Source organism: Erythrobacter fulvus (assembly GCF_028595285.1).
GTDB classification, from domain to species: Bacteria; Pseudomonadota; Alphaproteobacteria; order Sphingomonadales; family Sphingomonadaceae; genus Erythrobacter; species Erythrobacter fulvus.
On sequence record NZ_JAQQXQ010000001.1, the window covers coordinates 227,318 to 246,544 of the forward strand.

Consider the following 19,227-nt stretch of genomic DNA (forward strand, 5'->3'; position numbering starts at 1 on the left):
ATTCCTGCCGGAGCCAAACATGACCGCCATCATCGACCTGCACGGCCGCGAGATTCTCGACAGCCGCGGAAACCCGACCGTCGAGGTCGATGTCCTGCTGGAAGACGGCAGCTTCGGCCGCGCGGCGGTGCCTTCGGGCGCATCGACCGGCGCGCACGAGGCGGTGGAACTGCGCGACGGCGATCCGGCGCGCTATCTCGGCAAGGGCGTGTTGAAGGCAGTCGACGCGGTCAACAACGAAATCCGCGATCTGTTGATCGACAATTTCGATGCCGAAGACCAGCGCGACATCGATCTGGCCATGATCGCGCTCGACGACACGCCTAACAAGGCGCGTCTTGGTGCCAATGCGATCCTCGGAACCTCGCTGGCGGTTGCCAAGGCGGCGGCGAATGCGCGCGGTTTGCCGCTTTATTCCTATCTCGGCGGGGTGTCGGCCCATGTCCTGCCGGTGCCGATGATGAACATCATCAATGGCGGCGAACATGCCGACAACCCGATCGACATCCAGGAATTCATGATCATGCCGGTCGGCGCGGACAGCCTGGCAGAGGCGGTGCGCTGGGGTGCAGAAGTGTTCCACACCCTGAAGAAGGGCCTTGCGCAAAAGGGTCTTGCCACCAGTGTCGGCGATGAAGGCGGCTTCGCGCCCGACCTCGCCAGCACCCGTGCGGCGCTCGATTTCATCATGGAAAGCATCGCCAAGGCCGGGTTCACGCCGGGCGAGGATATCGTGCTGGCGCTCGATTGCGCGGCGACCGAGTTTTTCAAGAATGGCCGCTACGAGATTTCGGGCGAGGGCCTAAGCCTGTCCGGCGACGAGATGGCCGATTACCTTGCGAAGCTGTGCGACGACTACCCGATCCGGTCGATCGAGGACGGCATGAGCGAGGACGACTTCGCGGGCTGGGCAGCGCTGACCGCCAAGATTGGCGACAAGGTGCAGCTGGTTGGTGATGATCTGTTCGTCACCAATCCGGCGCGCCTGTCCGACGGGATCGCACGCGGCCTTGCCAATTCGCTTCTGGTCAAGGTCAACCAAATCGGCACCCTCACCGAAACACTGGCTGCGGTCGATATGGCGCACCGCGCGCGCTACACCTGCGTGATGAGCCACCGTTCGGGCGAGACCGAGGACGCGACCATCGCCGATCTCGCGGTCGCGACCAATTGCGGGCAGATCAAGACCGGTTCGCTCGCGCGGTCGGACCGGCTTGCCAAGTATAATCAGCTGATCCGCATCGAGGAAGAACTGGGCGACAGCGCCTTCTATGCCGGCAAGGGCTGCTTCGGCGGGCGCGGCTAGAGACCGCCGCCCATTTCATCGAAGAAGCGTTCCATCGCCGTGATGCCGGTGCGGGTCAGCCGCACCAGCACGCGGCGGTTATCCTCCGCATCGTTCTCTCGCACAATCAGCCCCTCGTCAGCCAGAATGCCGAGCCAGCGCAGTCCGGTGGTGGCAGGCGCCGCCGATCCGATGCACGCGCTCGACACCGATACCGGCTTGCCTTCGGCATGGGCGACGTAAAGATCGAGCAGAATGTCCCACCCCGGCTCTCCGAAAAGTTCGGGATTGCCGAAGATTGCCGCACGCTTGCGCCGTAGGGAATAGGCCAGCCGTGCAAGCGCAAGATAGCGGCGTTGCGAGCGAGAAGGTGTGGGCGGGGAGGCCGAGGCCACATCGCGCAGCCGTGCCGCGATCGCAACCAGTTCATCGGCCAGCGGTTGCAGCATCGCGCCAGATGCCGCCGCAGCCATTTCGTCCGGACAAGGCAAAGCAGGCGACGCGGAGTCATCCATGCGCCAACCTCCGTCGCGCTGTTTCGGGAGCCGGAAAACTACGTTGAACCACGGAGGAAAATTAGCGTGGCAGTCCGGGTTTGGCTTTAAGGGTAAATACGCAGGCCGCTCTTTTGCCGAGGGAAATTATCCGGCCCCGGTCCGGGCACGCTGTTGGCGGGCCAGTTCCAGCCGCAGTTGCTGGATCGCCGCGTCGACATGCGCAGCGCCTACATGCAGGCACATTCGGTCAAGTTCGGCGAGCTGTTGTTCGAGTGTGGCAATTATGTTCGGCAGACCGGAAAGGTCCGGTGCCGGTGTAGTTCGTTTTTCCAATGCTCATTCCCGAAGCTGGCTGCACGAAGCTGCTAACCCGTGCGACGGCGAGCAACAGCAGAAGCTGATCGGATATCGCGTTAAAGGCTTACGGAAATCTACAGAGGGAAAATACCTAATCAGGGGTAGGGCCCATTATGGAACACCTTGCCCCTCCTTGCCTCAGCGCCCGAACCGCTCCTGCAGCGCCAGCAGTGCAAGTGCAGCTTTGGCCGCCTCGCCGCCCTTGTCCTTTTGCGCCGGATCGGCACGCACCAGCGCCTGAGTCTCGTTTTCCACGGTGAGGATGCCGTTGCCGATCGCGATGCCATCCATCGTCAAGGCCATGATCGCCCGGGCACTTTCGCCTGCGACGATTTCGAAGTGATAGGTTTCGCCGCGGATAACCACGCCGATGGCGACGAAGCCGTCATACTGCTCGCTTTCCGCCGCCAGCGCGATCGCGCCGGGAATTTCGAGCGCGCCTGGCACGGTCAGCACTTCGACTTCGTGGCCGTCCGCTTCAAGCGCGGCGCGGGCACCGGCGATCAGCATGTCGTTGAGATGGGCGTAGAAGCGCGCTTCGACGATCAGGATGCGGGCCATTGTGGTTACTCCGGAATGGGGTGGAAGTCGGTGATGGTCAGGCCGTAGCCTTCAAGCGCGACCAGATCGGGGCGGCTGTTCGACAGCAGCACCATGTCCGTAATGCCGAGATCGACGAGGATTTGCGATCCGATGCCGATATTTCGCAGTTCCTCGTCCGGGCGCCATTCGCCGGTGCCGACCCGGCCGGTCAGGATCACGATGACGCCCGAGCCATGTTCGCCCACCGCCTGCATCGCGCGCTGGAGCGTGCGCTTGCGCGGTCCGGGCTGGCCCAGAACGTCGTCAAACACCGAAATCGGGTGGACACGGGCGAGGGTAGGCTCGCCCGGAATGACATGGCCTTTCTGCAGGACATAGGCCTCGTTGCCCTCGACCCGGTTGCGATAAGTGATCATGCGCCACTGGCCGCCGTAATCGCTTTCGAAACTGCGTTCGGACAGCCGCTCGACCAGGTGATCATTGCGCATGCGGTAGGCGATGAGATCGCGGATGGTCCCGATCTTGAGATCGTGCTTGCGCGCGAACTTCACCAGATCGTCGAGCCGGGCCATCGAGCCATCGTCATTCATGATCTCACAGATCACGCCCGAGGGGTTGAGGCCGGCAAGGCGCGAGATGTCGACTGCAGCTTCGGTGTGTCCGGCCCGCACGAGCGTCCCACCGTCGCGCGCCATTAGCGGGAACACGTGGCCGGGGGTGACGATATCGTCCGGGCCTTTGGTGGCATCGATCGCGACCGAGATGGTGCGCGCCCGGTCGGCCGCCGAGATGCCGGTGGTGACGCCTTCCTTCGCCTCGATCGAGATTGTGAAGGCGGTTTGCATCGATTCCTTGTTGTTCCGGCTCATCGGTTCGAGCCCGAGCTGGTCGACCCGCGCTTTGGCCAGTGCGAGGCAGATCAATCCGCGCCCGTGAGTCGCCATGAAGTTAATCGCCTGCGGGGTCGCCATCTGCGCGGGGATGATGAGATCGCCCTCGTTCTCGCGGTCTTCGTCGTCGACGAGGATATACATCCGGCCGTTGCGCGCTTCGTCGATGATTTCCTCGATGCTGGCGAGCACGGGGCGCTCGTCATTCGCTTCGAGAAAGGCTTCAAGCTTGGCGAGGGTTTCCGCCGTCGGGTTCCAGCCGTCTTCTGCACAATCGCGCAGGGTATTGGCGTGGAGGCCTGCTGCCCGGGCAAGGCCGGCGCGAGTCATTCCGCCCGATGTGACAAGTTCGCGGATGCGTGTGATAAGCGATGTGTTCATGTGCCCGCACTATCACATCAGGATGTGATTGCAAGCGGGCTGCCCATGGCGAAACAGAGGGGCAACACGCAGCGCAGCGTCCTGCTGGTCAGTTCGGACATCAGATGAAAGGGGATGGTGGACGCACTAGGGCTCGAACCTAGGACCCGCTGATTAAGAGTCAGCTGCTCTACCAACTGAGCTATGCGTCCATTTCCGACCATGCCGGATCCGCGAGGCGAGGCGTCTGAGACGTCCCTCGATTCGCGTGAGGCGCTGCATTTAGCGCGTCCCGCCCCGATGGCAAGGGGCTAATCACACGAAAATTCGACGTCAGCTCGCCAGTCCGCGGCGCGGGGCGTTCTGGTTCCAGCGATTGACCATCATCAGCACCCCGATGCAGATCATGTTGGTCAGCATCGAAGACCCGCCGTGGCTCATCCACGGCAAGGGGATACCGACCACCGGGGCCATGCCCATCACCATCATCAGATTGACCGCGGCGTAGAAGAAGATCGTTACCACCATTCCGCCCGCAAGCAGGCTGGCAAACCGGTCTTCCGATTGCTGCGCCACCTTCCAGCCCCACCGCAGAATGATCGCGAAGGCGGCGAGCACGAACAGCCCGCCGATAAAGCCCCATTCTTCGGCCATGGTGGCAAACACGAAATCGGTGTGCGGTTCGGGCAGGTAGTTGAGGTGGCTTTGCGAGCCTTCGTTGAAGCCCTTGCCGAAAATCCCGCCCGAACCGATCGCGATCTTGGACTGGGTGATGTGATAGCCCGCGCCCAGCGGATCGGCTTCGGGATCGAACATCGTCATCACCCGGCGCTGCTGGTATTCCTTCAGTCCGTAGAAGAAGGCCAGCGGGGCGATCACCATGCCCGCCGCGGCCCCGCCGACGAACCAGCGCATCGGCAGTCCCGCGAGCAGCATCACCATCGCGCCGCCGAAGCCGATCGCCAGCGCGGTGCCGAGATCGGGCTGGGTCAGCACCAGCGCCATCGGCAAGGCGACCAGCCCGCCCGGGATCAGCAGCGCGCGCCAGGTATTGGTCATGCCGACCGGCAGAGTCGAATAGAACAGCGCCAGCGTTATCACCGCAGTTGGCTTCATCAGCTCGGATGGTTGCAGCACCATGAAGCCGAGGTTGAGCCAACGCTGGCTGCCGCCGCCGACAAACCCGACCAGTTCGACCCCGAACAGCATCAGCACGACGACGATATAGGCGGGATAGGTCAGCAGCTTGACCAGATCGCGCGGAAGCATGGCGATCACGATCGCCATCACCATGAAGATCGTGAAGCGCAGAAGGTGCGAGGCCGCGAAGGGCGTCATTGCGCCGCCGCCTGCCGAATAAAGAACTGCCGCGCCAAAACCGACGAGCGCGAACAGCGGGATCAGCATTTCCCATGGCTGGCGGGCGATCGGTTCGGGCACAATCCCGTTGGTGGCTGCGGTGTTCATTGCGCTGTGCCTCCATCGGTCAGGGGTGACGGGGAGGCGACGGGCGCGGCTTCGCCGGGTACGCCCACGGATGGCTCGTCCGGAACAGCCGGTTCCACCGGTGCGGACGGCGGCGGCGTGCCTGAAGGATTGGCCTCGGGCCGCGGCGCGATCACGTCGTCGGCAATCGCCTGTGACTGCGCCGCAGCGACCCGGGCCTCGGCCTCGACCCGGTCGAAGATTTCCTCGTCACGACGGGGCGGACGGCTGACAGCCGCGCCGCGCTCGGCGGCATAGGCGGCATAACGCGCGTCGAGCCGCTGCTGCGCGGTGCCGCCCCATTGTGCCTCCAGTGCGCTGAGCGCCTCCATTCCCTTGGCCGGATCGAACAGGAAGGTCATCACGTCGCGCGCGATCGGATAGGCCGCGCCTGAGCCGCCGCCATGCTCGATCACCACCGCGCCGGCATAGCGCGGGTTGTCATAGGGGGCGAAGAAGATGAACAGCCCGTGGTCCCGATATTTCCACGGGCCGGACTTGCCGTTCGATATGGAAAGCGAGACGACCTGCGCCGTGCCGGTCTTGCCAGCCAGCTGCACGCCGTCGATCGGTAGCCGCGCGCGCCCAGCCGTGCCGGGGCCGTTGACGACGTCGCTCATCGCCTGACGGACATATTCGACCTGCTCGGCCGGAAAGTCGATATTGTCGAAGCCCCTGGGGCTCGTGTCGAGCGTCAGGCGCGGCATCACGTGACGGCCGGTGGCAAGGCGCGAGGCCATCACGGCTAGTTGCAGGGGACTGGAGAGCATGTAGCCCTGACCGATGGTGGCGTTGACCGTGTCGAAGGTCTGCCATTCGCGGCCCCACTTCTTCATTTTCCATTCGGGATCGGGCACCGTGCCGTAGAACTGGCTGGTGACGGGCAGGGGGAATTCCTGCCCCATTCCGCAACGCCGCGCCATCGCCGCGATCGGGTCCATCCCGACGCGCTGGGCCATGGCATAGAAATAGACGTCGCAGCTCTGGTAGATGCCCTTGGCCATATCCACCGCGCCATGCCCGCGCCGGTTCCAGCAGCCGAAAACGCGGTTGCCGACGCGCAAGCCACCGCCGCAATAGACCGTTTCATTGGGGTCGATGCCCTGTTGCATCAGCGCCATCGAAACCATCGGCTTTACCGTGGAGCCGGGGGGATAGAGGCCTTTCAGCACCTTGTTGCGCAGCGGCACGCGCTCGTCGTCGCGCAGCATCGCATATTCGACGCTGCCGATCCCGTCGGAAAAGGAATTGGGATCAAAGCTCGGCATCGAGGCCATGCACAGCAGGTCGCCGCTGCGGCAGTCCATCACCACCACCGATCCGCTTTCCAGACCGATGCGGCGGGCGGCGTAATCCTGAAGCGGCCCGTCGATGGTCAGGCGCACGGGATCGCCCTGAATATCCTCGCGGGTTTCCAGATCGCGCACGATCCGTCCGGACGCGGTGACTTCGACCCGCCGTGCGCCCGGGATGCCGCGCAGTTCTTTCTCGAACTGCTTTTCCAGCCCGTCCTTGCCGATCTTGTAGCCGGGGGTGATCAGCAGCGGGTTTGGGTCTTTCTCGAACTCCTCGGCCGATGCGGGGCCGACATAGCCGATCAGGTGGCCGACGCTGGAGGCGGTGGGATAATAGCGCGAGAAGCCGCGTTGCGGCACCACCCCTTGCAGATCGGGCAGGCGCACGCTGATGGCAGCGAATTGTTCGTAATCGAGCCCGCTGGCGACCTCGACCGGCTGAAACCCGCGCGATTCCGAAATCTTGTCCTTGATGTCGGCAATGCGGGTCGGTTCCAGCGACAACAGCTCGCCCAGCTTGTCGATCGTGCCTTCGGGATCGGCGAGACGATCGGGAATGATGTCGACGCGGAAATCGGCGCGATTGGAGGCCAGCGGCGCGCCGTCGCGATCGAGGATCCAACCACGGCGGGGCGGGATCAGCGACAGGTTGACGCGGTTGCTTTCGGATTCGAGCCGGTATTTCTCGTTTTCCGCAATCGCCAGATAGCCCATGCGCGCGGCCAGCAGCAGGCCGATGCCGCCCTGAACCGTCCCGATCAGGATCGTCCGCCGCTCGAAGGAGCTGCGCAGGATCGAGGCATTCACGATCTTCCGGGGGCGTGGCCGGCGCTTGCCGCCGGGCAGAAAGGATTTCACCCGATCCTCCGGGCCCGGGCGAGCCGGAATCGGTCAAGACTGGCAACCATGCGCGCCAGTATCGGGTAGAGCAGCACCGACAGCAAGGCCTGCGGCAGCGCCACCACCAGCAGTTCCGGCGTCACCCGCGCGCCCGACAGCAGTAGTGTCGCCAGCCAGTAAAGCAGCGAGGCAAGACCGGCGGTGAACCAGTCCTGCCAGAACCCGCGCCACGGGAAGCGTGCCTCCATCAGTTCGAAGGCGATCATCGTCAGCGACCACAGCATCACGCCGCTGCCGAAGGGCTGCCCGCTGAACAGATCGTCGAACGCCCCGAGCGGAACGCCGGCCCACAGCGGCAGCAGGCCCGGACGCATCAGCCGCCACGCGACCAGCGTCAGGTAACCGAGCGGGGGAACAACCGGCATGACGTCGGCAATCAGCAGCACCGGCAGCAGCGATCCCAGCATGATCGACAGATAGGGGACGCTCCCGGCGCGCAGCGGCGACTGGGTGCGGTTGATGCGGCTGCCATAGGGGTCGGAACGCGCCCGCGGATTGAGCCGCTCCATTACCGGCGGTCCTCCGCGCTTGCCGCAGGAGAGGCCTCGTTGCCGGCTTGCGCGGGCTCGCCTTCCGGTTCGAGCGGCGCGCGCGGCGCGCGCAGCGCAGCGACGGCATCGGGCTGGTGGATCGGCTCGACCGCGACGAAATTGGTGGCGGAAGGTTCGGCCACCAGCCGCGCGATGCCGCCGTCGGGGGTGATCTTGCTGATGATCGCCACGGCCACGCCCGGACGGTAATACCCGCCCGCACCGCTGGTCACCATCAGATCGCCGACCTTGAGCGGATTGATGCCGAGATTGACCAGCCGCACCCGCAGCAAACCATCGCCGCGCCCCTCGGCAAAGGCGACAACATCGCCCTTGGCACGGCGCACCGGCAGCACGCTTTCGCTATCGGTCAGCAGCAGCACGCGGGCCGAATTGCGCCCGGTTTCCAGCACCCGCCCGACGACGCCGCGTTCCGATACTACCGGCATGCCCGGCGTCACCCCGTCGCTGCGCCCGACACCGAGAAAGGCGAGCCGCCGCCCGCTTGCGGCCGTGGAGCCGACCAGCCGCGCGGTTGCCACCGGCTTGGCTTCGTCCGCCCGCAGATCGAGCAGCGCGCGCAAGCGGCGGTTCTCGGCCCTGACAGCTTCAACCTCGGCCAGCCGGATGCGGGCGAGTTCGATTTCCTCGCGCAGCGCCGCGTTCTGGCTTCCTGCCCTGAAATAGCCGCCGATGCCTGCGAAAAAGCCCTGACCACCTGTGCGCGTTGCCGCAGTGACTTCACCCGCCGGCGCGATGACGTCGCCGGCCGCGCCGCGCAAGGGTGCGAAAGCCGCAGGCTGCCACAAGGACAGCAGCAGCAGTCCGAAGCCCAGCAACGCCCCGGCACCGGCCAGCAGGTAGCCGGTGAAGACCGAGAATTGTGCCTTCTTCGAGAAGCCCGACCGTCGCGATGAAGGCGGCGCCATGGCTTTTCGTCCCCTTCTGCCGGATCCCCCGGCGTCAGGCCGATGCGGCTCAGGCCGTCATCAGCACGCCGCGATAGACCGGATCTTCCATCGCCCGGCCGGTGCCGATGGCGACGCAGGTGAGCGGATCCTCGGCGACCGAGACCGGAAGGCCGGTTTCCTCGCGCAGGTGCTCGTCGAGCCGCCGGATCAAGGCACCGCCGCCGGTGAGCACTATACCTTGGTCAACGATGTCGGCGGCGAGTTCGGGCGCGGTGTTTTCCAGCGCGATACGCACGCCTTCGACGATCGCGCCGATGGGTTCGCTCAAGGCTTCGGCGACGTGCGCCTGATTGATGGTGATTTCCTTGGGCACGCCGTTCACGAGATCGCGGCCCTTCAGGGTAATGATCTCGCCAACGCCGTCTTCGGGGATCATGGCGATGCCGTAATCCTTCTTGATCCGTTCTGCCGTGGCATCACCGATCAGCAGGTTGTGGTGACGACGGACATAGCTGACGATGGCTTCGTCCATCTTGTCGCCGCCGGTGCGCACCGAGGTGGTGTAGGCAAGGCCGCGCAGCGAAAGCACCGCGACTTCGGTGGTGCCGCCGCCGATATCGACCACCATCGAACCGACCGGTTCGGTCACCGGCATGTCGGCACCGATCGCTGCGGCCATGGGTTCGAGGATCAGGTGCACTTCCGATGCGCCCGCGTTGGAGGCAGCATCACGGATCGCGCGCTTTTCCACCGAGGTCGAACCCGAAGGAACGCAGATCACGATTTCGGGATAGCGGAACAGATTGCGCTTGCCGTGCACCTTGCGGATAAAGTGCTTGATCATCTCTTCCGCGATTTCGATGTCGGCGATAACGCCGTCGCGAAGCGGGCGGATCGCCTCGATGCTGTCCGGGGTCTTGCCCATCATCATCTTGGCATCGTCGCCCACTGCCTTGACCCGCTTGATCCCGTTGATGGTCTCGATCGCGACCACCGAGGGTTCGTTCAACACGATGCCCTGATCCTGGACATAGACGAGGGTGTTGGCGGTCCCGAGGTCGATCGCCATGTTCTGCGAGCCGAACTTGAAGAGATTGGACAGGAAGCTCATTTCGTTTGGTGTTCCAGTGGTGGCGGGACGCGGTCTGCAGACCGTATATGGGGGTGGCCGCAGGGGATTTCGACCCGGTTATGACATGACGCAAGTCGCCTAGCGAATCCGCGCCCAAAACGCCAAAATATTTGTCGTCGCTGCTGGTGATTTCTGGGTCTTCACCCTCGAATTTGCGACCGCTGACGGCTAGCGTGCGACAAATGCCCGAAATCCGCCGCCTCCCGTCCGCTCTTGTGAACCGCATTGCCGCGGGAGAGGTGGTCGAACGCCCTGCGGCGGCGCTGAAAGAGCTGGTGGAAAACGCGATCGATGCCGGCGCGCGGCGAATCGGTGTCGTGCTGGCCGAAGGGGGCTTGGCGCGGATCGAGGTTGTCGATGACGGCTGCGGGATGGGGCCGGAGCCAATCGCGCTGGCGCTGGAACGTCATGCGACGTCGAAACTGCCTGACTCGCTGATCGGCCCCGATGGCGCGATCGAACTGGTAACGACGCTGGGCTTTCGCGGTGAAGCGCTGCCCTCCATCGCCAGCGTCGCGCGGCTGACCATCGAAAGCCGCGAACAGGGCGCGGCCGAAGGTTGGCGCCGCGTGGTCGATCACGGCGCGCTGCTGGCGGACGAGCCTGCCGCGCTGCCGCCGGGCACGCGGGTGCGGGTGGAGGAACTGTTCGCCAAAGTGCCCGCGCGCCGGAAATTCCTGCGCACGGCGCGCAGCGAATATGCCGCCTGCCTTGATGTGGTGCGCCGTCTGGCGATGGCGCGGCCCGACATTGCCTTCACGCTTGAAACACTGGGCGACGGGGCCAAGCGTACGGTTCTCTCGCTGCAAGCGGGTGAGGAACTGGCGACCCGCGTGGCGCGGATCATCGCGCATGAATTGAAGGACAATTCGGTCCCCATCGAAATCGAGCGCGACACGCCGCACGGGGTGATGCGGCTGACGGGTGTGGCGGGGCTGCCCACGTGGAACCGCGGCGTGGCCGATCACCAGTATCTGTTTGTCAATGGCCGTCCGGTGAAGGACCGGCTGCTGGTCGGTGCGGTGCGCGGGGCCTATTCCGACATGCTCGCGCGTGATCGCCACGCGGTGCTGGCGCTGTTCCTCGACCTGCCGCCGCAGGATGTCGATGTGAACGTCCATCCGGCGAAAACCGAGGTGCGCTTCCGCGATTCTGCGGGGGTGCGCGGGTTTATCGTCAGCGGGCTGCGACAGGCGCTGGCGACAGGTGACCGCCGGAGCGCGCAGGGGCCTGATCGCGGTGCGATGGCGCGGTGGGTGAGTGAGCCCGTCGCACCTGCTCCTGCGCCCGCATCGCCGACGCTGGAAAGCATTTTCTCCGGGCGTGACTGGACTGCACCCCAGGCCCGCCTTGGCGAAGCGCGCCCGCAATGGAACGCGCCGCTGGCCCAACCGCACGGCCGTGCCGAGGAAGCCGCGCCTGTTCCGGAGGAAGCGCGCCAGTATCCGCTCGGCATTGCGCGCGGGCAGGTCGCCAACACCTATATCGTCGCGGAAGCCGCCGACGGGCTGGTGCTGGTGGATCAGCACGCCGCGCACGAACGCCTTGTGCTTGAACGCCTGCGCGCGGCCGGTGCGGACGAGGGCATGCGCCGTTCGCAAGCCCTGCTGGTGCCCGATGTGGTCGAACTGGACGAAGTCGATTGTGACCGCTTGGAAGATGCCGTCGAGGGGCTGGCCCGCTACGGCCTCGTGATCGAACGCTTCGGGCCAAGTGCGATGCTGGTGCGGGCGGTGCCATCCGCCATCGCCAAGGCCGACACCGCCAAGCTGCTGACGGACCTTGCCGACGACATCGCCAAGCACGGCAAGCAGGAGGATAGCGGCGCGCTGCTGCTGGCCGAGCGGCTCGAACTGGTGTTGGCGACCATGGCCTGCCACGGATCGGTGCGGGCCGGGCGGGTTCTCAGTGTGGCCGAGATGAACGCCCTGTTGAGGGAGATGGAAGCGACGCCGAGGTCAGGACAGTGTAACCACGGGCGGCCGACATGGGTGAAGCTCAGCATGGAAGACGTCGAGAAGCTGTTCGGGCGGCATTGAGGCGCGAACTCAACAATCGATCCCGACCGCAGACGCTAGTCCTCCATGTATAACCGGTCTGTCTCTAACCCTTACGGGACTTTGCGAAGGATTGCTCATGGAACCGAAGACGATAGCGGTAGTGTTGCCCTTGTTGGCCATTATCGCGACGCTGATCGCCATTCTCGCAAACAGGAAAAACGACGACGATTGATCGCCTTTAATCGCGCCCGGTGCCGTCGCCGTCGCCCCGTCAAACGTTGAACTTGAACAGCAGCACATCCCCGTCCTGCACCACGTATTCCTTGCCTTCCTGCCGCAGCTTGCCCGCTTCCTTCGCGCCGCTTTCGCCGCCCAGCGTGACGTAGTCGTCATAGGCAATCGTTTCTGCGCGGATGAAGCCGCGTTCGAAGTCGCTATGGATCTCGCCTGCCGCCTGCGGGGCCTTGGCACCATCGGGGAAGGTCCATGCGCGGGCTTCCTTGGGGCCGGCGGTGAAGAAGGTTTTCAGGCCCAGCAGCTTGTATCCGGCGCGGATCACCCGCGACAGGCCGCTTTCCTCAAGGCCGAGCGCTTCGAGGAATTCACCCCGGTCTTCCACCGGCATCGCGACCAATTCGGCTTCGATCGCGGCTGACACCACCACGGCTTCGGCCCCTTCGGCCGCGGCCTTTTCGAACACCTTAGCCGACAGATCATTGCCGGTCGCCGCGTCTTCTTCGGCCACGTTGCAGACGTAAAGCACTGGCTTGGCGGTGAGGAGCTGCGCTTGGCGGAACAGCCGCTCTTCCTCGTCGTCCTTGGGCTCGGTCAGGCGAGCGGGCTTGCCGTCGCGCAGCAGTTCGAGCGCCTGTCCCAGCACGCTCGCCATGGCCTTGGCTTCCTTGTCGCCCGCCGCGCCGCGCTTGGCCGCAGCAGGCACCCGCTTTTCGAGGCTTTCGAGGTCCGCCAGCATCAGCTCGGTCTCGACCACTTCGGCGTCGGCAATCGGATCGACCTTGTTGGCGACGTGCTGGATATCGTCATCCTCGAAACAGCGCAGCACATGGACGATCGCGTCCACCTCGCGGATATTGCCGAGGAACTGGTTGCCGAGGCCTTCGCCCTTGCTCGCGCCCTTCACAAGGCCGGCGATGTCGACGAAGCCCAGCTGGGTTTCGATGATCTTGGCGCTGCCCGCGATGGCGGCGATCTTCTGCAGCCGCTGGTCCGGCACCGCGACCTGCCCGACATTGGGCTCGATCGTGCAGAAGGGATAATTGGCCGCCTGCGCCGCCTGCGTCTCGGTGAGCGCATTGAACAGAGTGGACTTGCCGACATTCGGCAGGCCGACGATCCCGCAACGGAAACCCATGATGAATTCTCTTGCCTAGCTGGAAAGCGCTGGCCCTTAGCGGGCGCGCGGGGCGCTGGCTAGAGCCTCACCGTTCGTGAACGCCGCGGATCAGCGGGCCATAGGCCGAATTGCCGAGCCACGCGGTCTGCACCTGTGCGGTCACCTGATTGATCGGGATCTGCGGCTTGTTACCGGGCGAGACCGGCAGGCGCAGCGGGCGGGTTCCCGGGGGCTGGGTCATCAACCCCGCAATCGCGCGGGCCACGTCCATCGGATCGTTGCGGCGGCCCGATCCGTCCTCCGTGCCCATCCGCGCAACCTGATCGGGATAGCCTTCCGAATGCACCGCCATGGAACGTTCCTTCAGCGCGGCGGAATAGATGTTGCGGTTGACCCACACCTTGGTCGGATAGCCGCCCGGTTCGATGATGGTCACGTCGATCTGGTGCGGCACCAATTCGTAGGCGAGCTGTTCGCTCATTGCCTCCAGTGCGAATTTGGTGGCGGAATAATGCCCCGAATAGGGCGTGATGACGCGGCCCAGCTGGCTGGAGATCTGGATGATCTGCCCGCCGCCCTTGCTGCGCATGCCCGGCAGCACCGCGCGTGCCATGCGGTGCGGGCCGAACACGTTGGTATCGAAGATAAGGCGCGTGGCCTCCATGTCCTGCACCTCGATGGGAGAGGTGATGCCGATGCCCGCATTGTTGACAAGCACGTCGATCGGCCCGCCATTGATCCGCTCGGCCTCCTTCACGCCGGCATTGACCTGCTTAAGGTCGGTCACGTCGATGCCGATGACATGCAGATCAAGCTTGTCGGCACTTGCCAATGCGACAAGCTCGTCAGCCTCGGGGCGGGGGAGGTTGCGCATCGTGGCGAATACCCGCGCCCCTTGCCTTGCCAGCAGTTCCGCCGACAGCCGCCCGAAGCCCGACGAGCAGCCGGTGATCAGCACGCTTTTGCCGGTGAAATCGGCTTGCGGGTTGTAGACCGGATCGGCAGCCGCTGCCCGGGTGGTAGCGGCGATTGCGGCGGTGGCGGCGGCCGAAGCGAGCAGGGTTCGGCGGTCGAGACGGGACATGGCGGTTTCCTTGGCCTGAAACAGATCAGCCAAGGTTATTGGCTTTGCGCCATTCTGCAAGTTCGCGCGGGTTGGCGAGGCGGATGAGCGTGCCTTTGTAACCCGCCAGCATCGCCTCGGTGCGCACGCGCGGGCCGGTGTTCCAGTTCATCACGTACCAGAAGAACGCCGGGTCGAACCGTTCCGGGCAGCCTTCGGGCATGTCGGGGCGCGACTGGCCGCGATTGGTGATTATCCGCTTCACGAGCCGCCACAGACACAGGCGGATCGGGAAATCGAGATAGATGACCATATCCGCACGTTCGAGCCGGGGGGCGAGGGTGCTGCCGTAATTGCCCTCGATCAGCCATTCGTCCTGCGACACGGCATCGGCAAGCCGCGCGTGGAGTTCGGCTTTCTCTGTCTCGATCCAGCCCGCCTGCCAGCCAAGCTGGTCCATGTGGACGAGCGGCAGGCCCATGCGCGGCGCGAGTTCGCGGGCGAGAGTGCTCTTGCCCGATCCGCAAGGGCCGATGACGAGCACGCGCTGCATGACGGATCAATCCGCGCGGATCGCCAGCAGTCGGGAATCGGTGATGGCGACTTTAAGACCGGTCACGGAGTCATGTCCTGCACTCTCAGCGCCACATCGTTCATGAAGCGGACGTCATCGCCCTTTGCCAGCCATTCGGCTTCCGCGCCGACCGCGCCGAGCATCGCAGCAAGATCATCTTCCTCGGCCTTGGCGAAATTGCCGAGCACGTGGCCGGTCACGCGGTCCTTGTGCCCGGGATGCCCGATGCCGAGCCGCACCCGGCGGAAGTCAGGCCCGCAATGCTGGTCGATTGAGCGCAGGCCGTTGTGTCCGGCATGGCCGCCGCCCAGCTTTACCTTCACCTTGAAGGGCGCAAGATCGAGCTCGTCGTGGAACACGGTCAGCGCATCGGTGCCGAGCTTGTAGAAGCGCAGCGCCTCGCCGACCGAGCGGCCGCTTTCGTTCATGAATGTCGCGGGCTTCAGCAGCAGGACTTTCTGCGTGCCGATCCGCCCTTCGCGCGCCCAGCCCTGGAACTTCTTCTGCTCGGGCCCAAAGCCGTGCATATCGGCGATGACGTCCACGGCCATGAAGCCGACATTGTGCCGGTGGAGCGCATAGCGCGGTCCGGGATTTCCTAGGCCGACCCAGATCTGCATGTCACCGCCCCTAGCCGTGTTGCCGTTCAAACGAAAGACGCCGGACTTCCCCTGAGAAGCCCGGCGTCCGGTATTTCATGCCGCTGGCGGCAGGGAAGATCAGTCTTCCTCGGTCTCCGTCTCTTCGGTCACCTCGGCAGCCGCAGCGCCTTCGCTCTTTTTCAGAGCCGACGGGGCAACCAGCGTGGCGATGGTGAAGTCGCGATCGGTGATCGCGCTTTCCACGCCTGCGGGAAGAGCCACTTCGCTGATGTGGATCGCATCGCCGACATCCTTGCCGGTGACGTCGATTTCAATCTCGCCGGGGATCGAGTCAGCCGGGCAGACCAGCTCGAGCTCGTGGCGAACGATGTTGAGCACGCCGCCCTTCTTGAGGCCGGGCGACTTTTCTTCGTTGATGAACACCACCGGCACGGCGACGTCGACCTTGGAATCCGCCGACAGGCGAAGGAAGTCGACGTGGGTCGGGCGGTCGGTCACCGGGTGAAAGGCAACGTCCTTGGGGAGCGTCTTGATGGTCTTGCCACCGATCTCGATGTTGACGATCGAGTTCATGAAGTGGCCGGTCATCAGCTGCTTGACCAGTTCCTTCTGCTCGACGTGGATCATGGTGGGTTCTTCCTTGCCGCCGTAAATCACGGCAGGCGTCCGACCATCGCGGCGAAGTGCTCGGGAGGCTCCCTTGCCAGCCCGTTCGCGCGCTTCAGCCGGCAGGTTCAGAGCGTCGCTCATAATAGTGCCTTTCGAATGCGTGTTGAAATCAGGTTATCCGGCGCGCCGCCTCCAGGGATGACCAGAGCGCCGAAGCGCGGGCCCTTAGTGCGTGACGCCGCGATTGGCAACCGCTTTAGGGAAGCCGGGTGACGCGATAGCCCCGCGCTTCCAGCATCGCCACCAACCCGTCCGGGCCGAGAAGGTGTGCGGTGCCGACCGCGATCAGCGGGCGTTCCGGCTGTTCGAGCAGTGCCGCGATCCGCCCATCCCAGCGACGATTGCGGGCAACCAGCAGCGTCTCACGCAGTTCGGGATCGGCCATGATGCCGCGGGTTGCGGCCTCTGTCAGCGCCGCTTCGTCGCCCGACAGCCACGCACGGCGCAGCTCGTCCGCACGCGCGCGGGCTTCGGAACCCTCGGTCACGACTGCGGCAATCAGATCGCGCTGTTCGGCTTCGGGCAGGGCATCGAAGATTTCCAGCTGTCCGCGCGCGCCTTCCAGCTCGCGCACCCTGTTTGCCGGAAAGGCACGGATCAAGGCGCGATCCACCCCGTATTCGGGATCGCCCACGGCATCGACTTGCGCGAGCATCAGGGCCGCAGCCCAGCTTTCCGTTTCGGTGAACGCATTGGCATCCATATCACCCCGCGCCAGCAGATCGGCCAGCTGCGGGCGCAGCGCGGCGGGCAGGCGTTTGTCGAGCGGCGGAAGACCCGGCGTCGTCGCCAGTTCGGCATAGATGCGTGAAAGCGCCGGACGATCGTCCAGCGCGGCAATTTCGACTACCAGTATGTCGGCCATCTCGGTGGCCCGGTCGATCGGCGGGGTTTGCCACCTTGTGCCGGGGGGCAGGGCATGGATGGTGCCCAACATCCAGCCCTCCACCGTGCCGTCGGCACCGGCGATTTCGTATAGCAGCGGATTGGGCGGCGGCCCCTCCGTGTCCTCGCCGGGGGCATCGCTGCACCCGGCGAGGTAAAGGGCAAGGGCGGGGACCAGCGCCGCCGCGACGGCGCGCCACATTCTGCGGATTGATCCGGTCCCCGACAAAGCGATCATCGCTATCCGGCTCCGCTCACTTTACCCGCGAAACGGTGATGCCCTTTTCGGCGAGGTAATCCTGCACGCTCTTCGCGCCCGCCAGGTGGCCCGCGCCGACCGCGATGAACACCGTGCCGGGTTCGTCGAGCCGGGTGTCGATCCATTCGGCCCAGTTGGCATTGCGCTGGTAGAGCAGGGCTTCGGCCACCGCCGGATCGCTCATGCCCTCGTTCATGATGACGGCAAGTTCGTCGGCATCGCCTTCGGCCCATTCGGCTACCATCCGATCGAGCATCGGCTTGACCTCGTCCATGCCGTCAACCGCTTCCATCAGGAACGACACCTGCCCTTCGGTCGGCATGCCGTCGAAGATGCCGAGCTGGTATTCGGCGGTCTCCAGCGCGCCCTGCGGCTTGTCTCCCACCTTCGACAGCAGCACCTTCTCGACCCCGCTGTTGGGATCATATCCCTGCTGCATCAGCGGCAGCAGCGACAGCGTAAGGCCGGCCAGCCAGGGCTTGAGCGGATCGAAGGCAGCCGGCGGCGCGCCGATCTTTGCCAGTGCTGCTTCGTAGGCGGTGATCTGTTCCGGCGTCAGCAGCGAACGCAGCGTGGTGCCGGAAGGCAGTAATCCCATCGACATGCTGAGCTGCTGGAGCTCGGTCTCGGCAGCAGGGTCCATCTTGATCTCGGTCACGATCATGTCGGCACCTTCTAGCGCGCCGGCGATGGTCGCATCATACCATTCGACGCCCTGCGGCAGGACATGGACCGTGCCGAACAGATAGATTGTGGTGTCCTCGTCGGCGACCTTCCACAACGCGGGGCCGTTGCCGGTGGCGGCGGGCGCGGCGGCGTCGGTCGCGGCGTGGTTGTCGGCCAGCGCGGGGGCAGCGGCAAACAGCGCGAGCGGGGCGGCGGTGAGTGCAAGCAGATTGGCAAGTTTCATCATTTTTCCTTTCGGGGATTCAGGGGTTTGAGGGACAAAGGACAAGTGGACAAGTGTGCTAGCCAACAGAAATTCACAGCCGCCAGCGGGCAAACAGAAAGGATGCAAGCATCGCGACATAGGCGAGGGCGAAGATGCCGAACGCATGCGGCGGCGGCGCGAAACCTCCGGCGTAAAGCGCTGCCCAGACGGGAAAGCCTGCCAGCACAGCAAGACACCCGCCGGTGAAACCGATGAAATTGTGTTCGCGCTTGTAATCGTCGATTTTCCCGAAGCCATAGATAGGCATGGCAACGAAACCGATCAGCAACAGCACCACCAGACCCAGCGCCAGCGCGGGCGGAAGCTTGAGCCGTTCCCAATCGCCCGCGAACAGATTGCCGTCGCCCTGATCGAAAGCGCCTGTGGCAAAGCCGATCAGACCGCCGATCATCCCGGCGATGGCAAGGAACACGATCTGGTTGCGGCGGCGCTTGCGCAGGCGCGCTTCACCGGGGCCGATCTGTGCATTTTTCTGGAGGATCATGCGGCTTCTCCATCGTCGAAGATTTCTTCGATTTTCATGTCGAACAGGCGGGCAATGCGGAAGGCGAGGGGGAGCGAGGGGTCGTGCTTGCCGGTCTCGATGGCGTTGACCGCCTGGCGAGAGACGTCGAGCCGTCCAGCCAGTTCGGCCTGCGACCAGTCGCGCTCGGCGCGCAGCACTTTGAGGCGGTTCTTCATGCT

19 protein-coding genes and 1 tRNA gene are annotated in these 19,227 nt (G+C 64.6%); 2 read left to right on the forward strand and 18 right to left on the reverse strand.

Translation table 11 applies throughout. The features are described 5' to 3' along the window. Positions 1 to 19 precede the first annotated feature (19 nt). Entirely contained in the window at positions 20 to 1,306 is a 1,287-nt protein-coding gene (gene eno, locus OIK40_RS01095; protein WP_273675483.1) for a phosphopyruvate hydratase, read from the forward strand. Here the strand turns inward: eno and OIK40_RS01100 are convergent. The 9 genes from OIK40_RS01100 to OIK40_RS01140 all read right to left on the reverse strand — a co-directional run bounded on the left by OIK40_RS01100 (position 1,303) and on the right by OIK40_RS01140 (position 10,164). Beyond that, a complete protein-coding gene (locus OIK40_RS01100) occupies positions 1,303 to 1,800 on the reverse strand; it encodes a winged helix DNA-binding protein (protein ID WP_273675484.1) in 498 nt (165 codons plus the stop codon). The two genes, eno and OIK40_RS01100, sit on opposite strands and share 4 nt — an antisense overlap. Positions 1,801 to 2,277: 477 nt before the next feature. After that, a complete protein-coding gene (gene ribH / locus OIK40_RS01105; RefSeq protein WP_273675485.1) occupies positions 2,278 to 2,700 on the reverse strand; it encodes a 6,7-dimethyl-8-ribityllumazine synthase in 423 nt (140 codons plus the stop codon). A gap of 5 nt (positions 2,701 to 2,705) precedes the next feature. Continuing rightward, on the reverse strand, positions 2,706 to 3,953 hold the full coding sequence (gene ribB, locus OIK40_RS01110) for a 3,4-dihydroxy-2-butanone-4-phosphate synthase (RefSeq protein WP_273675486.1): 1,248 nt from the start codon (positions 3,951 to 3,953) through the stop codon (positions 2,706 to 2,708). 115 nt (positions 3,954 to 4,068) lie between these two features. After that, positions 4,069 to 4,144 (reverse strand) — tRNA-Lys (locus OIK40_RS01115). 121 nt (positions 4,145 to 4,265) lie between these two features. Beyond that, a complete protein-coding gene (gene rodA / locus OIK40_RS01120; protein ID WP_273675487.1) occupies positions 4,266 to 5,399 on the reverse strand; it encodes a rod shape-determining protein RodA in 1,134 nt (377 codons plus the stop codon). Further along, positions 5,396 to 7,519, reverse strand: coding sequence for a penicillin-binding protein 2 (gene mrdA, locus OIK40_RS01125; RefSeq protein ID WP_273675488.1), 2,124 nt, complete (start codon positions 7,517 to 7,519; stop codon positions 5,396 to 5,398). Before mrdA ends, rodA begins: the two co-directional genes overlap by 4 nt. A 47-nt stretch (positions 7,520 to 7,566) precedes the next feature. Further along, entirely contained in the window at positions 7,567 to 8,121 is a 555-nt protein-coding gene (locus OIK40_RS01130; protein ID WP_273675490.1) for a rod shape-determining protein MreD, read from the reverse strand. Beyond that, positions 8,121 to 9,071, reverse strand: coding sequence for a rod shape-determining protein MreC (locus tag OIK40_RS01135; RefSeq protein WP_273675491.1), 951 nt, complete (start codon positions 9,069 to 9,071; stop codon positions 8,121 to 8,123). Before OIK40_RS01135 ends, OIK40_RS01130 begins: the two co-directional genes overlap by 1 nt. Before the next feature lie 49 nt (positions 9,072 to 9,120). Next, positions 9,121 to 10,164, reverse strand: coding sequence for a rod shape-determining protein (locus tag OIK40_RS01140; protein ID WP_273675493.1), 1,044 nt, complete (start codon positions 10,162 to 10,164; stop codon positions 9,121 to 9,123). A gap of 203 nt (positions 10,165 to 10,367) precedes the next feature. On the opposite strand from OIK40_RS01140, the gene mutL reads away from it, so the two are divergent. Continuing rightward, a complete protein-coding gene (gene mutL, locus OIK40_RS01145) occupies positions 10,368 to 12,224 on the forward strand; it encodes a DNA mismatch repair endonuclease MutL (RefSeq protein ID WP_273675494.1) in 1,857 nt (618 codons plus the stop codon). Positions 12,225 to 12,456: 232 nt separating this feature from the next. On the opposite strand, the gene ychF is transcribed toward mutL, so the two are convergent. From ychF to OIK40_RS01190, 9 genes are all read right to left on the reverse strand, one after another. Beyond that, the gene (gene ychF, locus OIK40_RS01150) at positions 12,457 to 13,557 is read right to left on the reverse strand and encodes a redox-regulated ATPase YchF (RefSeq protein WP_273675495.1); all 1,101 of its coding nucleotides are present in this window, start codon (positions 13,555 to 13,557) and stop codon (positions 12,457 to 12,459) included. Between the two features lie 67 nt (positions 13,558 to 13,624). Then, complete coding sequence (locus OIK40_RS01155; RefSeq protein WP_273675496.1) at positions 13,625 to 14,623, reverse strand: SDR family oxidoreductase; 999 nt, start codon at positions 14,621 to 14,623, stop codon at positions 13,625 to 13,627. A 25-nt stretch (positions 14,624 to 14,648) separates the two neighbouring features. Further along, entirely contained in the window at positions 14,649 to 15,155 is a 507-nt protein-coding gene (locus OIK40_RS01160) for an AAA family ATPase (protein WP_273675497.1), read from the reverse strand. Between the two features lie 62 nt (positions 15,156 to 15,217). Beyond that, positions 15,218 to 15,796, reverse strand: coding sequence for an aminoacyl-tRNA hydrolase (pth, locus tag OIK40_RS01165; protein ID WP_273675498.1), 579 nt, complete (start codon positions 15,794 to 15,796; stop codon positions 15,218 to 15,220). 99 nt (positions 15,797 to 15,895) lie between these two features. After that, on the reverse strand, positions 15,896 to 16,528 hold the full coding sequence (locus tag OIK40_RS01170; RefSeq protein ID WP_273675499.1) for a 50S ribosomal protein L25/general stress protein Ctc: 633 nt from the start codon (positions 16,526 to 16,528) through the stop codon (positions 15,896 to 15,898). A 115-nt stretch (positions 16,529 to 16,643) separates the two neighbouring features. Next, a complete protein-coding gene (locus OIK40_RS01175; protein ID WP_273675500.1) occupies positions 16,644 to 17,534 on the reverse strand; it encodes a TraB/GumN family protein in 891 nt (296 codons plus the stop codon). A gap of 52 nt (positions 17,535 to 17,586) precedes the next feature. Next, the gene (locus OIK40_RS01180) at positions 17,587 to 18,501 is read right to left on the reverse strand and encodes a TraB/GumN family protein (protein WP_273675501.1); all 915 of its coding nucleotides are present in this window, start codon (positions 18,499 to 18,501) and stop codon (positions 17,587 to 17,589) included. A gap of 73 nt (positions 18,502 to 18,574) precedes the next feature. Continuing rightward, complete coding sequence (locus OIK40_RS01185; RefSeq protein WP_273675503.1) at positions 18,575 to 19,027, reverse strand: hypothetical protein; 453 nt, start codon at positions 19,025 to 19,027, stop codon at positions 18,575 to 18,577. Beyond that, on the reverse strand, positions 19,024 to 19,224 hold the full coding sequence (locus OIK40_RS01190; RefSeq protein ID WP_273675504.1) for a helix-turn-helix transcriptional regulator: 201 nt from the start codon (positions 19,222 to 19,224) through the stop codon (positions 19,024 to 19,026). The genes OIK40_RS01185 and OIK40_RS01190 overlap by 4 nt, the downstream gene beginning before the upstream one ends. Positions 19,225 to 19,227: the final 3 nt, after the last annotated feature.

Excerpts from the sequence above, each read along its gene's own strand:
- OIK40_RS01190 (WP_273675504.1), bottom strand. The coding sequence starts at position 19,224 with ATGAAGAACCGCCTCAAAGTGCTGCGCGCCGAGCGCGACTGGTCGCAG.
- OIK40_RS01185 (WP_273675503.1), bottom strand. The coding sequence starts at position 19,027 with ATGATCCTCCAGAAAAATGCACAGATCGGCCCCGGTGAAGCGCGCCTG.
- OIK40_RS01170 (WP_273675499.1), bottom strand. The coding sequence starts at position 16,528 with ATGAGCGACGCTCTGAACCTGCCGGCTGAAGCGCGCGAACGGGCTGGC.
- OIK40_RS01155 (WP_273675496.1), bottom strand. The coding sequence starts at position 14,623 with ATGTCCCGTCTCGACCGCCGAACCCTGCTCGCTTCGGCCGCCGCCACC.
- OIK40_RS01140 (WP_273675493.1), bottom strand. The coding sequence starts at position 10,164 with ATGAGCTTCCTGTCCAATCTCTTCAAGTTCGGCTCGCAGAACATGGCG.
- OIK40_RS01135 (WP_273675491.1), bottom strand. The coding sequence starts at position 9,071 with ATGGCGCCGCCTTCATCGCGACGGTCGGGCTTCTCGAAGAAGGCACAA.
- ribH (WP_273675485.1), bottom strand. The coding sequence starts at position 2,700 with ATGGCCCGCATCCTGATCGTCGAAGCGCGCTTCTACGCCCATCTCAAC.
- OIK40_RS01180 (WP_273675501.1), bottom strand. The coding sequence starts at position 18,501 with ATGAAACTTGCCAATCTGCTTGCACTCACCGCCGCCCCGCTCGCGCTG.
- ychF (WP_273675495.1), bottom strand. The coding sequence starts at position 13,557 with ATGGGTTTCCGTTGCGGGATCGTCGGCCTGCCGAATGTCGGCAAGTCC.
- OIK40_RS01130 (WP_273675490.1), bottom strand. The coding sequence starts at position 8,121 with ATGGAGCGGCTCAATCCGCGGGCGCGTTCCGACCCCTATGGCAGCCGC.
- OIK40_RS01160 (WP_273675497.1), bottom strand. The coding sequence starts at position 15,155 with ATGCAGCGCGTGCTCGTCATCGGCCCTTGCGGATCGGGCAAGAGCACT.
- eno (WP_273675483.1), top strand. The coding sequence starts at position 20 with ATGACCGCCATCATCGACCTGCACGGCCGCGAGATTCTCGACAGCCGC.
- pth (WP_273675498.1), bottom strand. The coding sequence starts at position 15,796 with ATGCAGATCTGGGTCGGCCTAGGAAATCCCGGACCGCGCTATGCGCTC.
- mutL (WP_273675494.1), top strand. The coding sequence starts at position 10,368 with ATGCCCGAAATCCGCCGCCTCCCGTCCGCTCTTGTGAACCGCATTGCC.
- rodA (WP_273675487.1), bottom strand. The coding sequence starts at position 5,399 with ATGAACACCGCAGCCACCAACGGGATTGTGCCCGAACCGATCGCCCGC.
- OIK40_RS01100 (WP_273675484.1), bottom strand. The coding sequence starts at position 1,800 with ATGGATGACTCCGCGTCGCCTGCTTTGCCTTGTCCGGACGAAATGGCT.
- ribB (WP_273675486.1), bottom strand. The coding sequence starts at position 3,953 with ATGAACACATCGCTTATCACACGCATCCGCGAACTTGTCACATCGGGC.
- OIK40_RS01175 (WP_273675500.1), bottom strand. The coding sequence starts at position 17,534 with ATGTGGCGCGCCGTCGCGGCGGCGCTGGTCCCCGCCCTTGCCCTTTAC.